At 68.1% G+C, this 20,666-nt stretch carries 17 protein-coding genes; 12 read left to right on the top strand and 5 right to left on the bottom strand.

Annotation, left to right across the window (positions count from 1 at the left end):
• Positions 1–3 precede the first annotated feature (3 nt).
• A complete protein-coding gene (xdhC, locus tag ACTHNC_RS00085; RefSeq protein ID WP_440292544.1) occupies positions 4–807 on the top strand; it encodes a xanthine dehydrogenase accessory protein XdhC in 804 nt (267 codons plus the stop codon).
• A gap of 193 nt (positions 808–1,000) precedes the next feature.
• Here xdhC and ACTHNC_RS00080 read toward each other — a convergent pair whose 3' ends face one another.
• Both ACTHNC_RS00080 and ACTHNC_RS00075 read right to left on the bottom strand, forming a co-directional pair.
• On the bottom strand, positions 1,001–2,473 hold the full coding sequence (locus ACTHNC_RS00080; protein WP_440292543.1) for an NCS2 family permease: 1,473 nt from the start codon (positions 2,471–2,473) through the stop codon (positions 1,001–1,003).
• Between the two features lie 11 nt (positions 2,474–2,484).
• Positions 2,485–2,976, bottom strand: a complete 492-nt coding sequence (locus tag ACTHNC_RS00075) for a nucleoside deaminase (RefSeq protein ID WP_440292542.1) — start codon at positions 2,974–2,976, stop codon at positions 2,485–2,487.
• 403 nt (positions 2,977–3,379) lie between these two features.
• On the opposite strand from ACTHNC_RS00075, the gene ACTHNC_RS00070 reads away from it, so the two are divergent.
• Positions 3,380–4,972, top strand: coding sequence for a nucleobase:cation symporter-2 family protein (locus tag ACTHNC_RS00070; protein ID WP_440292541.1), 1,593 nt, complete (start codon positions 3,380–3,382; stop codon positions 4,970–4,972).
• A 67-nt stretch (positions 4,973–5,039) separates the two neighbouring features.
• Here the strand turns inward: ACTHNC_RS00070 and ACTHNC_RS00065 are convergent, their stop codons facing one another.
• Together ACTHNC_RS00065 and ACTHNC_RS00060 are read right to left on the bottom strand one after the other, a co-directional pair.
• Positions 5,040–5,723 (bottom strand): response regulator, encoded by a 684-nt coding sequence (locus tag ACTHNC_RS00065; protein ID WP_440292540.1) that lies wholly within the window; start codon positions 5,721–5,723, stop codon positions 5,040–5,042.
• Complete coding sequence (locus tag ACTHNC_RS00060) at positions 5,716–7,398, bottom strand: sensor histidine kinase (protein ID WP_440292539.1); 1,683 nt, start codon at positions 7,396–7,398, stop codon at positions 5,716–5,718. The genes ACTHNC_RS00065 and ACTHNC_RS00060 overlap by 8 nt, the downstream gene beginning before the upstream one ends.
• A gap of 137 nt (positions 7,399–7,535) precedes the next feature.
• Between ACTHNC_RS00060 and ACTHNC_RS00055 the strand changes: the two genes are divergently transcribed.
• The 6 genes from ACTHNC_RS00055 (at position 7,536) to glmM (ending at position 15,239) form a co-directional block, all read left to right on the top strand.
• Positions 7,536–8,873: a cation:dicarboxylate symporter family transporter gene (locus tag ACTHNC_RS00055; RefSeq protein WP_440292538.1), complete on the top strand. Its 1,338-nt coding sequence runs from the start codon at positions 7,536–7,538 to the stop codon at positions 8,871–8,873.
• 205 nt (positions 8,874–9,078) lie between these two features.
• Positions 9,079–11,724, top strand: coding sequence for a chitobiase/beta-hexosaminidase C-terminal domain-containing protein (locus tag ACTHNC_RS00050; protein ID WP_440292537.1), 2,646 nt, complete (start codon positions 9,079–9,081; stop codon positions 11,722–11,724).
• Between the two features lie 44 nt (positions 11,725–11,768).
• Positions 11,769–12,668 (top strand): tRNA pseudouridine(38-40) synthase TruA, encoded by a 900-nt coding sequence (gene truA, locus ACTHNC_RS00045; protein WP_440292536.1) that lies wholly within the window; start codon positions 11,769–11,771, stop codon positions 12,666–12,668.
• A 189-nt stretch (positions 12,669–12,857) separates the two neighbouring features.
• Positions 12,858–13,304, top strand: a complete 447-nt coding sequence (gene rplM, locus ACTHNC_RS00040) for a 50S ribosomal protein L13 (RefSeq protein WP_440292535.1) — start codon at positions 12,858–12,860, stop codon at positions 13,302–13,304.
• A gap of 52 nt (positions 13,305–13,356) precedes the next feature.
• The gene (gene rpsI, locus ACTHNC_RS00035; RefSeq protein WP_440292534.1) at positions 13,357–13,848 is read left to right on the top strand and encodes a 30S ribosomal protein S9; all 492 of its coding nucleotides are present in this window, start codon (positions 13,357–13,359) and stop codon (positions 13,846–13,848) included.
• A gap of 29 nt (positions 13,849–13,877) precedes the next feature.
• Positions 13,878–15,239 (top strand): phosphoglucosamine mutase, encoded by a 1,362-nt coding sequence (glmM, locus tag ACTHNC_RS00030; RefSeq protein WP_440292533.1) that lies wholly within the window; start codon positions 13,878–13,880, stop codon positions 15,237–15,239.
• A gap of 20 nt (positions 15,240–15,259) precedes the next feature.
• Here glmM and coaA read toward each other — a convergent pair whose 3' ends face one another.
• The gene (coaA, locus tag ACTHNC_RS00025; RefSeq protein ID WP_440292532.1) at positions 15,260–16,210 is read right to left on the bottom strand and encodes a type I pantothenate kinase; all 951 of its coding nucleotides are present in this window, start codon (positions 16,208–16,210) and stop codon (positions 15,260–15,262) included.
• Between the two features lie 148 nt (positions 16,211–16,358).
• Between coaA and glmS the strand changes: the two genes are divergently transcribed.
• The 4 genes from glmS (at position 16,359) to tsaE (ending at position 20,500) form a co-directional block, all read left to right on the top strand.
• Positions 16,359–18,209 (top strand): glutamine--fructose-6-phosphate transaminase (isomerizing), encoded by a 1,851-nt coding sequence (gene glmS, locus ACTHNC_RS00020; protein WP_440292531.1) that lies wholly within the window; start codon positions 16,359–16,361, stop codon positions 18,207–18,209.
• A 278-nt stretch (positions 18,210–18,487) separates the two neighbouring features.
• Positions 18,488–18,862 (top strand): holo-ACP synthase, encoded by a 375-nt coding sequence (locus ACTHNC_RS00015; protein WP_440292530.1) that lies wholly within the window; start codon positions 18,488–18,490, stop codon positions 18,860–18,862.
• Positions 18,859–19,983: an alanine racemase gene (alr, locus tag ACTHNC_RS00010; RefSeq protein ID WP_440292529.1), complete on the top strand. Its 1,125-nt coding sequence runs from the start codon at positions 18,859–18,861 to the stop codon at positions 19,981–19,983. Before ACTHNC_RS00015 ends, alr begins: the two co-directional genes overlap by 4 nt.
• Complete coding sequence (gene tsaE / locus ACTHNC_RS00005; protein WP_440292528.1) at positions 19,970–20,500, top strand: tRNA (adenosine(37)-N6)-threonylcarbamoyltransferase complex ATPase subunit type 1 TsaE; 531 nt, start codon at positions 19,970–19,972, stop codon at positions 20,498–20,500. The genes alr and tsaE overlap by 14 nt, the downstream gene beginning before the upstream one ends.
• Positions 20,501–20,666 lie beyond the last annotated feature (166 nt).

Below are 20,666 nucleotides of genomic sequence, written 5' to 3'. Positions count from 1 at the left end.
CGCATGGACTGGCTGGGAGCGCTCGGCGAGCTGCGCGCCGCCCACGAGCCCGGCGTGCTCGTCACGCTCGTCTCCGTGCGCGGGCACGCGCCGAGGGCGGCGGGCGCCAAGATGGTGGTCGGCGCGCACGCGGTGTGGGACACGATCGGCGGCGGCAACCTCGAAGAGACCGCCGTGGAGCGCTCGCGGGCGATGATCGAGTCGGGCGCGAGCGTGCCGGAGCTGTTCTCGCTGACGCTCAGCGACAAGGCGCCGGCCGAGTATGGCGTGCAGTGCTGCGGGGGAGAGGTGACGATTCTGATGGAGCCGGTGCGCACCGTGCCGTCGGTCGCCGTGTTCGGCATGGGGCACGTGGGCCTCGAGCTGGCGATCATCCTGTCGCGGCACGACCTCGACCTCACGCTCGTCGACTCCCGCGCCGACCTGCTCGACGAGGAGCGGCTGGCGCAGGTGAAGGCGGGGCTCGCGCGGGTGCGGGTGCGCCACGAGCCGGTGCCGGAGGCCGTCTTCCCGTCGCTCGCCGCGGGAACGTACGCGCTCATCCTCACGCACGATCACGCGGAAGACCTCGCGCTCTGCGAGAGCGCTCTGGCGCAGGATGACCTCGCCTACATCGGACTGATCGGCTCGAGCTCGAAGTGGGCGAGGTTCCGCAAGCAGCTGACGGATGCCGGCCACACGCAGGAGGACCTCGAACGCATCACCACACCGATCGGACTGCGGGACGCCATCCGCGCGAAGGACCCGGCCGCGATCGCCGTCTCGGTCGCCGCCGACCTGCTGATGCGATTTGCGCGGTGGAGCTAGGAGCGAAGGCCCGGTGGGCCTTAGCCGCGACCCCAGCTCCGAGGCAGCTGCGCTGACTCGGTGAGGGGATCCACAAAACCGCGAGACTGCACGCCCGCCCCGAAACGGTGGGATTTACCCGCTGTCTGGGGGCGGACGTGCAGTCTCGCGAAAGCGTTCGAGGGGAAGCAGAGCGCTCAGGGGGACGGAGCGCTCAGTGCAGCAGCTGCTCGATCACGCCGACGCCGAAGAACACCACGAAAGCCGCGCCGACGCACCACATCAGCGGGTGCACCTCCTTGGCGCGTCCCTGCACGGCGCGGATGACGACGTAGGCGATGAACCCGGCGCCGAGGCCGTTGGCGATCGAGTAGGTCAGCGGCATGAGCGCCACGGTGAAGAACGCCGGGATCGCGATGCCGTAGTCGGACCAGTCGATGTCCTTCACGTGGGTCACCATCATGAAACCGACGATCACGAGCGCGGGCGCCACCGCCTCGAACGGAACGATTCCGGCCAGCGGGGCGAAGAACGAGATGACGATGAACAGCCCGCCGGTGACGAGGCTCGCGATCCCGGTGCGGGCGCCCTCGCCGATGCCGGCCGCCGACTCCACGAAGATCTCACCGCTGGAGATCGACGAGAGGCCGCCGACCGCGGATGCCGCGGCATCCACCAGCAGCACCGGGTTCGCGTCGACGAAGTTGTTCTGCTTGTCGAGCAGTCCGCCCTGGCTGGCCAGGCCCGTCATCGTGCCCATGGCGTCGAAGAACACGGTCAACAGGATGGTGAACGTCAGCAGCGTCGCCGCGATCGCACCGATGTGCGTGAACGCGCCGATCAGGTTCACCTGACCGAAGAGCGACAGGTCGGGCAGCGAGATCCAGGTCGAGGGGAACGTGGGGACCGTGAGCGACCAGCCCGACGGATCCTTCGCGCTTCCAGCAGGCGTGTTCGTGAACGCCTGCACGATCATCGCGAAGATCGTCGTGCCGATGATGCCGATCAGGATGCCGCCCTTCACCTTGCGCACGATCAGGATGATCATGGCGATCATCCCGACCACGAACACGAGGGTCGGCCAGCCGAGCAGGAATCCGCCCTGGCCGAGGCTCACCGGCACCGAGGTGTGAGCGGCGTCGGGCACGCGGCGCACGAATCCGGCGTTCACGAACCCGATGGTCGCGATGAACAGGCCGATGCCGGCCACGATCGCGATCTTGAGCCCGCTGGGCACTGCTCGGAACACCGCCTCCCGCAGGCCGAGCAGCACCAGGATGAACATGATGACGCCCGAGATGAGCACGAGGCCCATCACGTCGCCCCAGGTGAGCCCCTTCGTGGTGGCGATCGTCGCGGAGACGAAGCCAGACACCCCGAGGCCGGCCGAGAGGGCGAACGGGTAGCGCGCGATCAGGCCCATCAGGATCGTCATCACGCCCGAGACGATCGCGGTCATCGCGGCCACCTGCGGGATGCCCAGCGTGTGTCCCGAACCGTCCGGAGCGCTCAGGATGAGCGGGTTCAGCACAACGATGTAGACCATCGCGAAGAACGTGGCGAAGCCGCCGCGGAACTCGCGGCCGAGGCTCGAGCCGCGCTCCGTCAGCTTGAAGTAGCGGTCGAATCGGCCGATGGGCTTCGGCGGTGCTGCGTTGGCATCGTCGACGGCCAGTTGTTCAGTCATGAGAAGGCCCCTCAGTACTCGATGCGGTCGGCGAACGCGCCCCAGGTGGTGAACGGCTGGAGGTGGCCGGCGTCGGCCAGCTGGAGGTGCTCCACCTGCATCGGGCGATCGACGGCCGGTGTCTCGAAGAACTCGTAGAACACCGCATCGTCGAAGCCTGCCGCTGCTGCATCGTTGCGGTCGGCGGCGAAGACGACGCGGTCGACGCGAGCCCACAGAGCGGATGCCAGACACATCGGGCAGGGCTCGCAGCTCGAGTAGAGCGTCGCCCCGCTGAGGTCGAAGGTGCCGGTCTCGGAGCAGGCGGTGCGGATCGCGGTGACCTCGGCGTGCGCCGTGGGGTCGTTGTTCGCGGTGACGCGGTTGACGCCCTCGAACGAGAGGCCGGCGGCCGTCACGACGACGGCGCCGAACGGCCCTCCGCCCTTCAAGACGTTCTCGGTCGCGAGACGAGCCGCGTGGCTCAGATGGTCGTGGTCGGTGTGACTGATGACGGTGCTCATGCGCTTTCGTCTTCCTCGAAGGAAGCGGATGTGCGCCCGGGCCGGCGACGAGCGCGCACCCGGGATACTCCGCTTCACGTTGGTTGAACGTTGCGCCCGGGTAGATAGCGACCCTGTCGGGTGCCCGCCTTTGGGCAGGGTCGATGCTAACACCGTTGATCACGACGCACCACACTTTTGGAAGAGAAATATTGAATGGTGGAATCGTGTCCGCGTTGACAGGGACGAAACCGTGACTTAGAGTTCTCGCACAACAAGATTACAATTTCACATTACGAAATGTCGGTCCGGAAACTCCTCGGGCCGGGCGGGGTCGGCAGAGGCGCCACTCCCTTTCATCTGAATCACATCCCGGCAGCGGGTCCAAGCCGTACGCTGCTGTTCCTGGACGAGGAGGTCCATCATGACCAAGGCATTGGTCGCCGAGAAGCGGAAGAAGAATCGCAGGGAGCTCGATCCCGAGCATCCAGAGAACCAATGGATGCCCATACCGAGCCTGTTCCTGTACGGCTTGCAGCACGTTCTCACCATGTACGGCGGCATCATCGCCGTGCCGATCATCATGGGCAACGCGGCCGGCCTCAAGCCTGCGCAGATCGGCCTCCTGATCGCCGCGTGCCTCTTCATCGGCGGCATCGCCACGCTCATCCAGACCATCGGCTGGCCCTTCTTCGGTTCGAAGCTGCCGCTCGTGCAGGGGGTCTCGTTCGCCGCGGTGTCCACGATGCTGGCGATCATCGGCCAGGGGCACGGGATCAACGGCCTGCAGATCGTGTTCGGATCCGTGATGGTCGCGGCCGTGTTCGGTCTGATCATCGCGCCGTTCTTCGCTCTGATCGTGCGGTTCTTCCCCCCGGTGGTCACCGGAACCGTGATCACCGTCATCGGGCTCTCCCTGATCCCGGTCGCGATCGGCTGGATCGTCGGCAACGACCCGAAGGCGCCCGGCTATGCCGACCCGGCCGGCATCGGACTTGCCGCACTGACGCTCGCGATCATCGTCGTTCTCAGCAAGGTGAAGAACGCGACCGTCTCGAGGCTGTCGATCCTGTTCTCGCTCATCATCGGCACCGTCATCGCCGCCCTCTTCGGCAAGGCCGACTTCTCGCAGGTGACCAACGGCCCGATCGCCGGGTTCCCGAACCCGTTCGAGTTCGGTCTTCCTCAGTTCCAGATCGCGCCGATCATCTCGATGATGATCGTCATCCTCGTGATCATGACTGAGACGACGGCCGACATCATCGCCATCGGCGAGGTCGTCGGCACCCGTGTCGACTCCAAGCGCATCGCCGCGGGTCTGCGGGCGGACATGCTCTCCAGCGCCATCTCGCCGTTCTTCAACTCGTTCAGCCAGAGCGCGTTCGCTCAGAACGTCGGCCTGGTCGCCATCACGAAGATCAAGAGCCGCTGGGTGGTCGCAGCCGGTGGTGTCGTGCTGCTCGTGCTGGGCCTGTTCCCCATCCTGGGACGCCTGGTCGCCTCGATCCCCGGTCCGGTCCTCGGCGGTGCGGGCATCGTGCTGTTCGGCTCGGTGGCCGCCAGCGGCATCCGCACGCTCGGCCGAGTGGACTACCGCAACAACATGAACCTGATCATCGTGGCCATCTCGGTCAGCATCGGCGTTCTGCCCGAGCTCAACGGCGCGATCTACAGCCACTTCCCCTCCTGGTTCCAGGTCATCTTCAACTCCGGCATCAGCTCCGCGACGATCGCCGCCGTGCTCCTCAACCTGGTGTTCAACGTCTGGAAGCGCGGCACGCCGAAGAACCCGTCGGTGTTCGCCGCCAGTCCGACCAGGGGCATCCCGATCCACCTCGTCGAGGTGCTCCAGGACGGCGACCGCATCGAGAAGGGCAAGGTGTTCGACAAGGACGATCACGAACTGCCGCTCGTGGATGCCGAGGGACACGTCGTCGACCAGCTCTTCAACGACGAGCCGGAAGAGGTCGTCACCGCGTCCGAGAAGAAGCACAAGGTGGGCGATTCCGCCGGCTGACCTCGGCCATCAGTCTGGGACCCGCGCTTCCTGAGGAAGGATGCGCGGGTCCCGGCGTTCCGGCGCATCAGACCCAGCGGTACTCGAGCTCGGGACGACCCGGAGTGCCGTGTCGCGGCGCCCTGGCGACCACGCCATCGTCGGCGAGGTGCTCGAGATACCGCCGCGCGGTGACCCGGGAGATAGCCAGCTCCGATGAGACCTCAGTCGCCGAGTAGGCGGCGTCGCCTGCGCGCAGCAGCGTCCTCACGCGTTCCAGAGTCTCGGGCGACAGGCCCTTCGGTGTGCTCGGCGGCGACGCCGTGCGCAGGGCCGCGAGCGCTCGGTCGACCTCCTCCTGCGTCGTCTGCGCCGCTCCTCCCTGCGGCAGCGACTGCCGGAACTGCAGGTAATGCTCCAGCTTGTGGCGAAGGGTGGCGAACGTGAACGGCTTGATCAGGTACTGCACGATTCCGAGCGACAGCGCATTGCGCACCATGGCCAGCTCCCGAACGGCGGTGACAGCGATGATGTCGGCGGGGATGCCCGACGCACGGATGCGCCCGGCAACGACGAGTCCGTGCATGTCCGGCAGGTTCATGTCCAGCAGCACCAGCTCGATGTCGCCGGGCCGCTCCTCGCGCAACTGCCGCAGGGCATCCGCGCCCGTCCTGGCGACGCCCGCCAGCCGGAATCCGTCGATCCGGCGCACGTATTCGGCGTGGGCGCTCGCCGCGATCGCTTCGTCTTCGACGACGAGCACGCTAATCATCGGATGCCGTCGCCTCGGTCGTCGGCGCCGCGATCGCGGATGACGTGAGCACGCCGGGCATCGGCAGTGTCACCGTGAAGACCGCGCCCGGATCGCCGGGGGAGTGCCGGATCGAGCCGCCCCTGCGGCGCACCGCCTGCGCGACGAGGGCGAGGCCGTACCCGCGATTGTGAGCCGACTGCTTCGTCGAGTAGCCGCGCTCGAAGATGGCGTTCACCTGCTCCGGCGGCACTCCTGCGCCGCCGTCCGCAACCGTGATGACGAGCATCCGTTCGTCGCCCGCGGTCAGCGTGGCCAGGTCGAGCGCGACCCACGGCTGGGCGGACTCCGCCGCGGCGTCTATCGCGTTGTCGAGGAGGTTGCCGACGATGGTGACCAGGTCGGCCGGGTTCACCGCCGGATGGATGTCTGCCGACTCCACGTTCAGCCGAAGCTGCACCCCGCGTTCCTGTGCCTGAGCCGTCTTGCCGAGCACGAGCGCCGCGAGCACGGGTTCGTCGATCGCGCCGACCACCCGGTCAGCTAGGAGCTGGTTCACCTGCAGCTCTTCCGTCGCGAAATCGAGGGCCTCCTCCGTTCGGTCCAGTTCGATGAGCGACACCATGGTGTGCAGCTTGTTGGAGAACTCGTGCGTCTGCGAGCGCAACGAGTCGGCCAGCGTTCGCATGGTCTGCAGTTCCCCGGCCAGCTGCTGCAGCTCGGTGTGGTCCCGGATCGTGGTGACCGTGCCCATTCGGGAGGGCAGTCGCCGTGGCCGGCCGGGAGCCTGAGCCGGTTCCTGATTGATCACCAGCACGCGATCATCCGTCAGCTGCACGAGGTCGTGGACACGTTCCCCGCTCGCCAGCAGTTCACGCAGCGACTCCGGCACCGGGAGTTCGCAGACCGGGATGCTGCGCCGCCCTTCGTGCGCTTCGGTCTCCGGCAGGTTCAGCAGTTGGGCGGCGGGCTCGTTGTACAGCGTCACCGTTCCGCTGGCATCCACCAGCAGCAGTCCTTCGCGAACCGAGTACAGCACGGCCTCGTAATACGAGAACATGCGCTCGAGCTCCGTCGGGCCCATGCCGTGGGTGACGCGGTTCAGGTAGCGACGCAGCATGATCGCCCCAACGGCGCCGAGCATCAGCAGCACGAGGGCGGCTCCGACCACGAACGGCAGTTGCGAGTTGACCGTCGCGGCGACGCTGCCGACGGTCACCCCGGCCGATACGAGTGCCACGACCGATCCGTCGGCGCCGAACACCGGATAGACCGAGCGCACCGACGGGCCGAGGGTTCCCGTGTAGGTCTCGGTCAGCGGATGCCCGCGGAGAGCCGGCGCGATAGTGCCGATGTACTTCTTGCCGATCTCTGCGGGGTCGCGGTGGGTGTACCGGATGCCGGCGGGGCTCATGATCGTGATGAAGTCGACTTTCGAGTCCTTCATCATCCGCACGGCGTACGGCTGCAGCGTGGCGGACGGATCAGCCTTTTGAACCGCGGCCACCACGTAGGGGTCGTCCGCGACGGATGACGCGACGGCCTGCGTGTGCTGCCTGGCGTTCTGTTCGACGCGCTGGTTCGCATCCAGCCACAGCCCGATCAGCGCGAGCCCGCTGAGCACGAGCACGAACACCAGTGTCACCGCGAAGAGCCGCGAAGCGATGCTGCTTCGTGCGATCAGGCCTTTGATCACACGTCATTCTCTCGCCTTGGGCGTCGCGCCGGCGCGAACAGTATGACCACAAGCATCGAAGCGCAGTCGACCCGAGCGACGATGGGGCCCTCATCGGACAACCCGCCGGAGCGCGGGTTCAGATCAAAGGAACCGACATGGCAACGACGCCAACCCGATCCAAGCGATTGGACAGATCGCATCTCCTCTATCTACTGGTGATCATCGGCGTGGTGGCCGGGATCGCCGTCGGGCTGATCTTCCCGAAGTTCGCGGTCGAGCTGCAGCCGATCGGAACCGGCTTCGTCAACCTGATCAAGATGATGATCACGCCGGTGATCTTCTGCACCATCGTGCTGGGCGTCGGCTCGATCGCGAAGGCGGCGACGGTGGGCAAGATCGGCGGTCTCGCGCTGGCGTACTTCGTCGTCATGTCGACGTTCGCGCTGGGCGTCGGCCTCGTCGTCGGAAACCTGCTGAACCCCGGCAGCGGACTCGATCTGACCGGCGCTCACTACCAGGCGGCCGCGGGCGACTCGTCGACGGCATCCGACTTCATCCTGGGCATCATCCCGGTCTCTCTGCTCTCGGCATTGACGAGCGGCAACGTGCTGCAGGCCCTGCTGATCGCTCTCATCACCGGCTTCGCGCTGCAGCGGATGGGCGAGCGAGGCCGCCCTGTGCTCGCGGTGATCGAAGTCGCCCAGACGCTCGTCTTCCGCATTCTGATGATGATCATGTGGGTGGCGCCGCTCGGCGCGTTCGGCGCGATCGCTGCCGTCGTCGGCGCCAGCGGCGGCAAGGCGCTCGTCGGCATGGCCACCATGATGGGCGGCTTCTACCTCACGTGCATCCTCTTCATCGTGCTCATTCTGGGCACCGTGCTGCGGTTGGTGAGCGGCGTCAGCATCTTCAGCCTCATGAAGTACCTGGCGCGGGAGTACCTGATCATCTTCTCCACCTCGTCGTCCGAGGCGGCGCTGCCCCGGTTGATCGCGAAGATGGAGCACCTCGGCGTCTCGAAGCCGGTTGTGGGCATCACGGTGCCGACCGGCTACTCGTTCAACCTGGACGGCACCGCCATCTACCTGACCATGGCATCGATCTTCGTCTCCAACGCCAACGGCAAGCCGATGAGCCTGGGGGAGCAACTCTCGCTTCTGCTGTTCATGATGCTCGCATCCAAGGGCGCGGCCGGCGTCAGCGGTGCGGGTCTGGCCACGCTCGCCGGGGGTCTGCAGGTGTATCGGCCGCAGCTGCTCGACGGAGTGGGTCTCATCGTCGGCATCGACCGGTTCATGTCCGAGGCACGCGCGCTGACCAACTTCACCGGGAACGCGGTCGCGACCGTGCTCGTCGGCACCTGGACGCGCGAGATCGACAAGAGCCGCGTGCGCAGCGTGCTTCGCGGCGAGACGCCGTTCGACGAGCAGACGATGAGCATCACGTCCGGCAAGCAGCCGGAGCGGATCACGTCCTCGGCAGCCGGCCAATAGGCGGCCTGCACGGACATCGGGACCGGGCGCATCCTCGCGGGGTGCGCCCGGCCCCGCCGTGTTCGGCGATGATCCGCCGCGTTCGAGCGTGAACGGATGCTTGCCTCGAGCGTGAGCGGGACGATAGCTTCAGACATGTTTACGTAAACATCTCGCGCGACGAGGGCAACTGCGAGACACCGATCGCAGTGCAGAGGGGCACACGATGACGACGAGGTCGACGGTCTTCAAACATCCGACGAGCAGGCTGCGCCGCGGACTGACGGGAGCAACGGCACTTGCGACATCCGCGGTGCTGCTCGCCATGCTCGCGCCGGGCGCAGCGAACGCGTCCGATCCGACCCCGACGTCGCTCGTGTCGCCTGTGGTCGTCGCGACGACCACAAGCACGGCACCGCAACTGCCTGCCCAGGTCGCCGTCAACACGGCATCCGGTCAGCAGAATGAGTCCGTCAGCTGGAACCTCACGGGCTACACGTTCGAGCGCACCTACCAGAGCTACTCCGTCGTGGGCGACGTGAACGGCCTCAGCGTGACGGCGCAGGTGCAGGTCGTCCCGCCGACCTCTCTCTACTACGTGGACAGCGGGATGTCCGCCTCGACTCCCGCGTTCGACGCCGTCGCGAAGGCGCTCGACGGCAGCCTGCGCAACAGCGTCGCAGACCAGCAGGTCACCGGGACAGCGACGTGGGGATACCTGAACGACGGCAACGCGTACGTGGCGAAGCACGCCTCGACGAGCACCGACCCCTACGCGACCGGCCTCTACGCTCTCGGCGCGGGGACGACATCCAAGCCGATCGTCTACGACCTCCCACTCGAAGCCGGGACCTACACCGTCACGGCCGGCTTCCAGGAGTGGTGGAACAACCGGGTCATGAACGTGGCGATGGTCGCCGCGGACGGCACGACGACGCCGATCGCCACCGGTCTGGCGATCAGCGCATCCGGCGGCAGTTCCGGCCCGTCGAAGGCGATGGCGTCGGGCACGTTCGACGTCACCGCAGCGCAGGCGGCGGCCGGAGCGGAGAAGCTCGAAGTGACGATCGGAGGCGGCAGCGGAGCGCCGGTGATCAGCTGGTTCGGCATCGCAGCAGGGGCGGTGCATGTCGACACCGCTCCGTTCGTCGTCGCACCTGCCACCGCGAGCGTTCCCGGTGGCATCTACAAGAACGCCCAGACGGTGTCCCTGTCGACGACCACCCCCGGCTCGACCATCTATTACACGACCGACGGCTCGACGGCATCCGCTACCAACGGCACCGCCTACACCGGGCCGATCACGGTCTCGCAGTCCGAGACGATCGACGCGATCGCGTTCAGCGACGGCGCAGCCAGCATCGACACCCAGATCGCCTACGACATCGAGCTCGACCCGGCCAGATACACGGCCATTCCGAACGGCCGTACCTGGTACGACACGAAGGGCCGGCCCATCCAGGCGCACGGAGGAGACGTCGTCAAGGTCGGCTCCTGGTACTACTGGATCGGCGAGAACAAGGCGGACAACTCCGCGAACTTCTCGACGCTCAGCATGTACCGCTCGAAGGATCTGAAGAACTGGACGTTCGACCGCGATGTGCTCACCACGCAGAGCTCGCCGGAGCTGGCGAACTGCAAGGTCGAGCGCCCGAAGATCGTCTACGACGCCCAGTCCAAGACGTTCGTGCTCTGGGCGCACTGGGAGCGCGCGACCGACTACTCGGCATCCCACCTGATGGTCGCCACCAGCAAGACGATCGACGGCGAGTACACGTTCGTCCGTGACTTCCGGCCAGGTGTCGGACACGTGACGAGCGCCGACCCCGACCCGACCTACACCGGCACCGACAAGCTCTGGGGATACGGTTCGCGCGACTTCACGGCGTACCAGGATCCCTCCACCGGAGACGCCTACATCGTCTCCACCCAGAACGGCACCGACATGCGGGTCTATCGACTCATCGACGGGGACACCGACGTGGACTGGCAGAACTCGTATGCGCTGTTCGCCGGACAGCGGCGGGAGGCTCCGGCTCTGGTGAAGGCCGGCGACTACTACTTCGTGTTCACCTCCAGCCAGTCTGGCTGGTACCCGAACCAGGCGATGTACTCCTACACGAAGAACATCGACGACCCGAACGGATGGTCGCCACTGGCTCCCGTAGGCAACAACACGACGTTCTACAGCCAGCCCGCGAACATCCTCACCGTGCACGCGAAGGGCGGCACCCAGTACCTGTACCTTGGTGACCACTGGAACCCTGAGGCTCTGGGCACGTCGAGTTATGTCTGGCTGCCGCTGCACTTCACCGGGCTGAACGGGGGCGCTCCCGCCGTCACGATGGACTACCAACCGACGCTCACGTTCGACCACCGTTCCGGGCTGGCGCAACGGCCCTCGGCGCAGCTCGTCTCGCAGGGCAAGCCGGCGACCGCGAGTGCCGCCGCTGCCGGGCATCCTGCCGGTGACGCGAACGACGGCGATGTGTTCAACCTGAACTTCAGCGGCGACGACACGAACTACTATCAGCCGACGAGCGTTCCCTTCACCTGGCAGGTGGATCTCGGCCAGTCGTTCGACCTGAGCCGTGTCGACCTGAGCTGGCGCAGCTACAACGGCTCCGAGACCTACAGCGGCTACACCGTCGAAGGGAGCACCGACGGCACCACCTGGACACGTATCGTGAGCAGACTCGCCAACCGCAGCACGGGCTTCACGAGCGACGAATTGAGCGGCTCCTATCGCTACATACGGGTGAACGTCGCCAAGGTCGTGAACGACCACAACGGCAATGAGGCGGACTGGGCGGCAGGGCTTGTCGAGGTGCAGGTGTACGCCAACCCGCTGCCGGGCGGACACCAGGGCTGAAGCAGGCGCGCGGTGCCGGCCCCGTCCGTCCCTAGAATGACCGGGTGACGGACGGGGACGCGACGGGTGCCGAGGCCGCCACGCGCATCCGTCTCGGCATCGCGTACGACGGCTCCGGGTTCAACGGCTGGAGCAGGCAGCCGGGGCTGCGCACCGTGCAGGGCGCGCTCGAGGAGGCACTGCGCATGCTGTTCCGTCGCCACGAGCCGGCGCCGACACTGACCGTCGCCGGCCGCACGGATGCCGGGGTGCATGCGCTCGGGCAGGTCGCCCACGTCGACCTCACCCCCGATCAGGTGGATGCCCTGCTGCGGCCGCGCAAACGCCGGAACGCGGCCGACGATGCTGATGCCGCTGCCGCCCTGCGCAGGCGGCTCACGGGCATCCTCGGTGCGGCCGACTCCGACGTCGTGATCGTCTCGGCTCAGCTGGCGGAACCGGGGTTCGACGCCCGCTTCTCCGCCCTGTGGCGGCGCTACGAGTACCGGATCGCGGATGCCGCGGCACCGAAGAACCCGATGGCCCGGTCGAGCACGCTGTGGTACCCGGTCGTGCTGAACGTGGAGGATATGGATGCCGCCGCCGGCACCCTGCTCGGTCTCCACGACTTCGCCGCGTACTGCAAACCGCGCGAGGGGGCGACGACCATCCGCACGCTGCAGGAGTTCGCGTGGAGCCGGGGCGCCGATGGTGTGCTCGTCGCGAGCGTCAGGGCCGACGCGTTCTGCCACAGCATGGTGCGCGCGCTGGTCGGCGCGTGCGTCGCCGTCGGCGAGGGGAAGCTCGCGCGCGAGGACCTCGCGCTCCTGCGCGACGTCGGGGCGCGGACCAGCGCGTTCAAGGTGATGCCGGCGAAAGGGCTCACGCTCATGGAGGTGGGATACCCGCACGGCGCGGAGCTCGCGGCCCGCGCCGAGCAGACTCGTGCCCGCCGCGTGCTGTGAGGAACGACGACGATTCGCGCAGTTGCAGGGTGTCCGGTAAGCTTGATCCTTGGTGTCCGCCGACTGCGGCGCGGCATCCGTAGTTGAGCCCTCCATCGGCGGCGTTCGGCGCTTCATCGAAGCGGGAACTCCGCGCCGGAGCGGGATTCACGACCAACCCAACCACGACACAAGAAAGCAGCCACTACTGTGACGCGCACTTTCAGCCCCAAGGCATCCGAGATCCAGCGCGACTGGGTCGTCATCGACGCCACCGACGTGGTGCTCGGCCGCCTGGCCAGCCACACCGCCGCCATCCTGCGCGGCAAGAACAAGCCGACGTTCGCTCCGCACGTCGACACCGGTGACTTCGTCATCATCGTCAACGCCGACAAGGTCGCCCTGACCGGGCAGAAGGCGCTGCAGAAGAAGGCCTACCGCCACTCCGGCTATCCGGGCGGGCTGAAGGCCGTTTCGTACTCCGAGCTTCTCGAGAAGAACCCCGTTCGCGCCGTCGAGAAGGCCGTTCGCGGCATGCTGCCGAAGAACTCGATCGGCCGTGCTCAGCTGCGCAAGCTCAAGGTCTACACGGGCGGCGAGCACCCGCACGCGGCTCAGCAGCCGAAGCCGTACTCCTTCGACCAGGTCGCCCAGTAAGCGCCGGCCTCACCAGAACTCTTCTCGACTTAGACAAGGACTGAATTCCATCGTGGCGAAGATCTCCGACCAGCTCGAGGCCCAGGACGTGCCGCAGAGCTTCACGACCGAAACACCGGCCACCGAGGCGCCCGCTGCGCCCCGCCCGGTTCTCAACGTTCCCGGTGCGGCCGTCGGCCGTCGCAAGCAGGCCATCGCCCGCGTGCGCCTCGTTCCGGGCTCCGGCAACATCACGGTGAACGGCCGTGAGTTCGCCGACTACTTCCCGAACAAGCTGCACCAGCAGCTCATCACCGACCCGTTCAAGGTGCTCGACCTGCTCGGCAGCTACGACGTCATCGCCCGCATCACCGGCGGCGGCCCCTCCGGCCAGGCCGGTGCGCTGCGTCTCGGCATCGCCCGCGCGCTGAACGGCATCGACGTCGAGAACAACCGCCCGACCCTGAAGAAGGCCGGCTTCCTCAGCCGCGACGCGCGGGTCAAGGAGCGCAAGAAGGCCGGTCTCAAGAAGGCCCGCAAGGCTCCTCAGTACTCGAAGCGCTGATCCGGCGTTCCTGAAGGCTCGCAGCTGCAATGGCGCGTCTTTTCGGTACGGATGGCGTTCGCGGACTGGCGAACGGCGAGCTGACGGCAGACCTCGCCCTGGGCGTCGCCCAGGCGGCCGCCGTCGTGCTCGGGCAAGGGCGCAGCGCCGAGGCGCGCCGGGCGCAGGGCAAGCGCCCGGTCGCCGTCGTCGCGCGCGATCCGCGGGTCTCCGGTGAGTTCCTCCTGGCGGCTGTTGCCGCCGGTCTGGCCAGCTCCGGCGTCGATGTTCTCGACGCCGGAGTCATCCCGACCCCGGCGGCCGCGTTCCTGATCGCCGACATCGACGCCGACTTCGGCGTGATGATCTCGGCCTCACACAACCCGGCGCCGGACAACGGCATCAAGATCTTCGCGCGCGGCGGCACGAAGCTGCCCGACATCGTCGAGGACCGCATCGAGGCCGCGATCGGAAAGCCGAAGCTCACGCCGACCGGTGCGGAGGTGGGCCGCATCCGCCGGTTCGCGGATGCCGAAGACCGCTACGTGCTTCACCTGCTGGCCAGCCTTCCGCACCGACTCGACGGCATCCACGTGCTCATCGACTGCGCGAACGGTGCCGCCGCCGGCATCTCGCCGGAGGCGTTCACGGATGCCGGTGCTCGCGTCACCGTCATCGGCGACGATCCGGATGGCATCAACATCAACGACGGCGTCGGCTCGACGCACATCGACAAGCTGGCCGAGGCGGTCGTCGCGCACGGTGCGGACGTCGGCATCGCACACGACGGCGACGCCGACCGCTGCCTCGCGGTGGACGCGAACGGCCACATCGTCGACGGCGACCAGATCATGGCCATCCTCGCGCTGAGCATGGCCGAGCGTGGCGTCCTCAACAAGAACACCCTCGTCACCACCGTGATGAGCAACCTCGGCCTGCGCCTGGCGATGGCGGAGCACGGCATCGACGTCGTGCAGACCAGCGTTGGCGACCGGTACGTGCTCGAGAAGATGAACGAGAACGACTTCTCGCTCGGCGGAGAGCAGTCCGGGCACGTCATCATGCGCGAGTTCGCCACGACGGGCGACGGCATCCTCACCGGACTGCATCTCGTGAGCGAGATGGCGCGCAAGGGCAAGGGCCTGCACGAACTGGCGACCTGCATGACCGTGTATCCGCAGATCCTGGTCAACGTGCGCGGCGTCGACCACCACCGGCTGAACGAGGACGACGTGATCGCCCGCGCCGTGCAGTCGGCGGAGGCCGCGCTCGGCTCGACCGGCCGCGTGCTGCTTCGCCCCTCCGGCACCGAGCCCATGGTGCGCGTCATGGTGGAGGCAGCGGACCAGGACACGGCCGACCGTCACGCGCACGAGCTCGCCGAGGTGGTGCGCCTGCAGCTCGCGCTGTAGCCGGCGCGTGCTGTAGCCGCCTACAGCTTGCGCAGCAGCACCGACGACACGGTGTGGTCGCTGTCCTTGCGCAGCACCAGCTTCGCCCGCGACCGGGTCGGACGGATGTTCTGCAGCAGGTTCGGCTCGTTGATGGCGTGCCAGATCGACAGCGCCTGCGCCCGGGCCTCCTCCTCGGTGAGGCTCGCGTAGCGGTGGAAGTACGAGTTCGGGTCGGCGAACGCGCCGCGCTGCAGCTTGAGGAACCGCTCGACGTACCAGCGCTCGATGTCGGAGGCACGGGCATCCACGTACACGCTGAAGTCGAAGAGGTCGCTGACCGCCAGCCGGTTGCCGCCGCCGGCGGGCTGCAGCACGTTCAGGCCTTCGACGATGAGAACGTCCGGATGCCTGACCACCACCTGCGCGTCCGTCACGATGTCGTAGCTCAGGTGCGAGTAGAACGGCGCGCGCACCTCGTCGACCCCGCTCTTCACCGCCGTGACGAAGCGCAGCAGCGCGCGGCGGTCGTACGACTCCGGGAAGCCCTTGCGGCTCATCAGACCGCGGCGCTCGAGTTCGGCGTTCGGCAACAGGAACCCGTCCGTGGTGACCAGCTGCACGTTCGGGGTGGTGGGCCAGCGGCTGAGCAGCTCACGCAGGAGACGTGCGGTCGTCGATTTGCCGACAGCGACCGATCCGGCGACGCCGATCACGAACGGCGTACGTTCGGTGCGCTCGCCGAGGAAGTCGCTCGTCGTGCGCTGCAACTGTTGCGTGCCTGTCGCATACATGCTGAGCAGGCGACTCACCGGGAGGTAGACCTCGGCGACCTCGCGGAGGTCGAGGGTGTCGCCCAACCCGCGCAGCTGAGCGATCTCGAGCTCCGAGAGCGGCTGCCGAGTGTTTCTGGCCAGTTCGGCCCAGGCGGAACGGTCGAGCTCGACGAACGGGGTGATCCGCGCGGACTGCGTCGCGCCGTTCGGGGCCATGGGCATCAATTCTAGAGGGCACCCCGCCGCGGTCGGCGCGCCCCGATAGCACGGATAGTCGCGCCGAGCGCTCGACCGGCTCCATCGGCTCGGCTGAGCACGCAAGCGCGCTCAGCTCTCACCTCAGTCGCCGGTAGAATCGGTCCCCATGTGCGGAATCGTCGGATACGTCGGCAGCGACCGATCCCTTGAGGTGCTGCTGGGCGGTCTGAAGCGGCTGGAGTACCGCGGCTACGACTCCGCGGGCGTCGCCGTGATCGACGCGGAGACCGGCCGGCTGGGCGTTGCCAAGCGTGCCGGCAAGCTGGGCGTGCTCGAAGACGAGCTGGGCAGGCATCCGATCGCCAACGGCGCCACCGGAATCGGTCACACGCGCTGGGCGACGCACGGCGGACCGACGGACCGCAACGCGCATCCGCACCTGGGCGATGACGGCAAGCTCGCCGTCATCCACAACGGCATCATCGAGAACTTCGCCGCCCTCCGCGACGAGCTGGCCGCCGACGGCTTCGAGTTCGCCAGCGAGACCGACACCGAGGTGGCCGCTGCGCTGCTCGGCCGCGAGTACCGCGCGACCGGCGACCTGGCCGAGGCATTCCGCCGGGTCGTCTCCAGGCTCGACGGCGCGTTCACGCTGCTGGCCGTGCACCAGGACCAGCCGGGCGTCGTGGTGGGCGCACGCCGCAACTCCCCGCTCGTCATCGGCCTGGGCGACGGCGAGAACTTCCTCGGATCGGATGTCGCCGCCTTCGTCGAGCACACCCGCCGCGCCGTCGCCATCGGCCAGGACCAGATCGTCGTCATCACACCGACCGACGTCACCGTGACCGACTTCGCTGGCGAGACCGTCGAGGTCGAGCCTTTCGAGGTGGCGTGGGATGCCGCGGCCGCCGACAAGGGCGGCTGGCCGAGCTTCATGGCGAAGGAGATCGCGGAGGAGCCGGATGCCGTCGCCAACACCCTGCGCGGCCGCGTGCAGGACGGCCGGGCCGTCATCCCGGAGCTCGAGGACCTCGATGACCTGCTGACGGGCATCGACCGCATCACGATCATCGCCTGCGGGACCGCCGCGTACGCCGGCCAGGTCGGTGCGTACGCGATCGAGAAGTGGGCGCGCATCCCGGTCGAGGTCGAGCTCAGCCACGAGTTCCGTTACCGCGACCCGGTGATCACGCCGTCGACGCTGGTCGTCTCGATCAGCCAGTCCGGCGAGACCATGGACACGCTCATGGCGGTCAAGTTCGCCCGCGAGGCCGGCGCGAAGACGCTGTCGATCTGCAACACGCAGGGCGCGACCATCCCGCGGGAGTCCGACGGCGCCGTGTACACGCACGCCGGACCCGAGGTGGCGGTGGCGTCCACCAAGGCGTTCGTCGCCCAGATCACCGCCCTCTACCTGCTCGGTCTGCACCTGGCCAGGCTGCGCGGAACGCTGACGGATCCCGAGCAGGCGGCGAACCTCCACGAACTCGCGACGATCCCCGGCAAGCTCGAGCGCGTGCTGGAGTCCAGCGACGCGATCGCGCAACTCGCGCACTGGATGAGCGACACCCGCGCCGTGCTGTTCCTGGGCAGGCACGTGGGCTTCCCGATTGCGCTCGAGGGTGCGCTGAAGCTCAAGGAGCTCGCGTACATCCACGCCGAGGGCTTCGCGGCAGGCGAGCTGAAGCACGGCCCGATCGCGCTCATCGAACCCGGACAGCCGGTCTTCGTCGTCGTGCCCAGCCCGCGCGGTAGCGACGAGATGCACAAGAAGGTGGTCTCGAACATCCAGGAGATCCGTGCGCGCGGCGCCCGTGTGCTGGCGATCGCCGAGGAGGGCGACGCCTCCGTGCTGCCGTTCGCCGACGAGGTCGTCCGCATCCCGCTTGCTGCGCCGCTATTCGAGCCGCTGCTCGCGGTCATCCCGCTGCAGATCTTCGCCATGGAGCTCGCGACGGCCAAGGGCCTCGACGTCGACCAACCGCGCAACCTGGCCAAGTCGGTCACGGTGGAGTAGCGGATGCGCCAGCGCCCTTCCCGCCGGTTGAGTAGCCCGCGCAGTGGGCGTATCGAAACCAACCCGAAGCATGCAGCTCCTGTGCTTCCTCGGCGGACGGCCGTCCAAATCGCCGAGACTTTGGTCTGCACGTCGAGACGACGGTTCTCGCATCGAGGCTATGATTCTCGCGCCGAGACTAGGGTCTTTGACCGCAGTCTCGACCGCGAAACCGAAGTCTCCACGGCGGCAGCCGCGGCAGCGACGCGGATGCCCGGGGGCAGCGCGCGAGGCGGCTCGTGATCGCGGGCATCGGGGTCGACATCGTCGACCTGGAGCGGTTCGACCGGGCGATCGCGCGCACTCCGAAGCTGCTCACCAGGCTGTTCGCCGAGAGCGAACGCGGGTTGCCGATCCACTCGCTCGCTGCACGCTTCGCAGCGAAGGAGGCCGTGGTCAAGGCGCTCGGCCGCGCCGACGTGGTCGTCGCATCCGACGTCGAGGTGGTGCCGGACGAGCACGGGAACCCGGGCCTCGTGCTGCATGGCTCGGTGGCGGAGGAGACTGCAGCGCGCGGGATCACGCGGTGGCACCTCACGATGACGCACGACGCGGGCGTGGCATGCGCGTTCGTGGTGGCCGAGACGGACGATCCGGCCGGAGGCTCGCGATGAGCGAGCTGACGCCCCTGCGGGAGGCCGTCATCGACCTCGACGCGATCCGCGGCAACGTCGAGACGTTGCGGCGCACGATCGGCACCGAGCACCTCATCGCGGTCGTGAAGGCGAACGGTTACGGGCACGGCGCGGTGCCAGTCGCCCGGGCTGCACTGACCGGGGGAGCGGACCGGCTCGGCGTCGCCGACCTCGCAGAGGCCCTCGAACTCCGTGACGCCGGGATCACCGCGCCGGTGCTGGCCTGGCTGCACGACTCCGACCCCGACTTCGACGCCGCGCTCGCCGCAGACGTCGAGGTGGGCGTCTCGACCCTCGCACAGCTGGACGCGCTCGCCGCAGCCGCTGAACGCGCCGGCCGTATCGCGGTGGCGCACCTCAAGCTCGATACCGGCCTCAGCCGCAACGGCGTCGCACCGGACGCTTGGCCGCAGGCCGTGCGGGCCGCCCGCGCTGCGGAGGAGGCCGGCCTCCACCGCGTGGCCGGTGTCTTCAGCCACCTCTCCGGCACCGATGCCGAGTCGGATGTCGCGCAGGCCGACGCGTTCGACCGCGGCCTCGCCCAGGCAGCCCGAGCGGGACTGGATCCTGAGTTCGTGCACCTGGCCGCCAGCGGCGCGGCGCTCACCCTGCCGCGCGCCAGGTACAACACGGTGCGGATCGGCATCGCCATGTACGGGGTGTCTCCCTTCCCGGATCGCGACCCGAGCGAGTTCGGTCTGCGCCCCGCGATGACGCTGCGCTCCCGCGTCGTCGCGGTGCGGCGCATCCCGCAGGGGCAGGGCGTCTCGTACGGGCACACCTACCGGGCACCGCGCGACACGACGCTCGCCCTCGTTCCGGTCGGCTATGCGGACGGCGTGCCGCGGCAGGCATCCGGGCGCGCGGAGGTCTCCATCGGCGGGAAGCGGCATCCGATCGCGGGTCGCGTGGCGATGGACCAGATCGTGAGCGCCGTCGGGGACGAGCCCGTGCAGGTCGGCGACGACGTCGTGCTGTTCGGCGACCCGGCGACCGGCGCCCCGTCGGCCGAGGACTGGGCCCGCGCCGCCGACACCATCGGCTACGAGATCGTGACGAGGCTGGGCAGACGAGTGACGAGGCGTTATGTCGGCGCCTGACGCAGTGCCGGGCGCGGACGCGGCGCGGCGGATGCCCGTGGCCGGCACGCGCACGGTGCCGACGACCGAGGAGATGGAGGCGTTCGGCCGCGAGCTCGGCCGCCTGCTGAGGGCGGGGGACCTCGTCGTGCTGTCCGGCCCGCTCGGCGCCGGCAAGACGACGCTCACCAGAGGCATCGGCGAAGCGATGAACGTGCGAGGACCCGTGACGAGCCCGACCTTCGTGCTGGCCCGCACGCATCCGTCGCTGAACGGCGGAACGCCGCTCGTGCACGTGGATGCCTACCGGCTCGGCTCCGCGCTCGAGCTCGACGACCTCGACATCGACTTCGCCGGTTCGGTCGTGGTGGTGGAGTGGGGAAGCGGCATGCTCGACGGCGTCGCCGAATCCTGGCTCGACGTCGCGATCGATCGTCCGACCGGAGCGGGCGACGCGGAGGAGTCCGACGCCGACGAGGACGCGCCGGAGGAACCGCGCACCGTCACGGTCACTCCGCACGGCCCCCGCTGGGTCTGACCGCCAGCGCGCTTGGCTAGGGTGTGTCTCTCAATTCGTGCTGGGCTGCGGTGCGCCCGGTACGGCCGCTCCCTGCGTCCTCGTCGTCGGCGTCACCACCAGTGACGCTCTCCTCCTCGTCCTTGCGATCGACCGCACCGAGCACATCCTCACCCGACCCCGAATT

Source organism: Humibacter sp., from assembly GCF_051954055.1.
Classification (GTDB): domain Bacteria; phylum Actinomycetota; class Actinomycetes; order Actinomycetales; family Microbacteriaceae; genus Humibacter.
The sequence above is the reverse complement of the archived record's forward strand: the minus strand, read 5'-3'. Positions and strand labels throughout refer to the sequence as shown.

Coding starts and splice junctions, on each gene's coding strand:
- ACTHNC_RS00050 (WP_440292537.1), top strand. CDS start 9,079: ATGACGACGAGGTCGACGGTCTTCAAACATCCGACGAGCAGGCTGCGC.
- tsaE (WP_440292528.1), top strand. CDS start 19,970: ATGTCGGCGCCTGACGCAGTGCCGGGCGCGGACGCGGCGCGGCGGATG.
- ACTHNC_RS00055 (WP_440292538.1), top strand. CDS start 7,536: ATGGCAACGACGCCAACCCGATCCAAGCGATTGGACAGATCGCATCTC.
- ACTHNC_RS00070 (WP_440292541.1), top strand. CDS start 3,380: ATGACCAAGGCATTGGTCGCCGAGAAGCGGAAGAAGAATCGCAGGGAG.
- coaA (WP_440292532.1), bottom strand. CDS start 16,210: ATGGCCCCGAACGGCGCGACGCAGTCCGCGCGGATCACCCCGTTCGTC.
- ACTHNC_RS00075 (WP_440292542.1), bottom strand. CDS start 2,976: ATGAGCACCGTCATCAGTCACACCGACCACGACCATCTGAGCCACGCG.
- glmS (WP_440292531.1), top strand. CDS start 16,359: ATGTGCGGAATCGTCGGATACGTCGGCAGCGACCGATCCCTTGAGGTG.
- alr (WP_440292529.1), top strand. CDS start 18,859: ATGAGCGAGCTGACGCCCCTGCGGGAGGCCGTCATCGACCTCGACGCG.
- xdhC (WP_440292544.1), top strand. CDS start 4: ATGGACTGGCTGGGAGCGCTCGGCGAGCTGCGCGCCGCCCACGAGCCC.
- ACTHNC_RS00080 (WP_440292543.1), bottom strand. CDS start 2,473: ATGACTGAACAACTGGCCGTCGACGATGCCAACGCAGCACCGCCGAAG.
- glmM (WP_440292533.1), top strand. CDS start 13,878: ATGGCGCGTCTTTTCGGTACGGATGGCGTTCGCGGACTGGCGAACGGC.
- ACTHNC_RS00065 (WP_440292540.1), bottom strand. CDS start 5,723: ATGATTAGCGTGCTCGTCGTCGAAGACGAAGCGATCGCGGCGAGCGCC.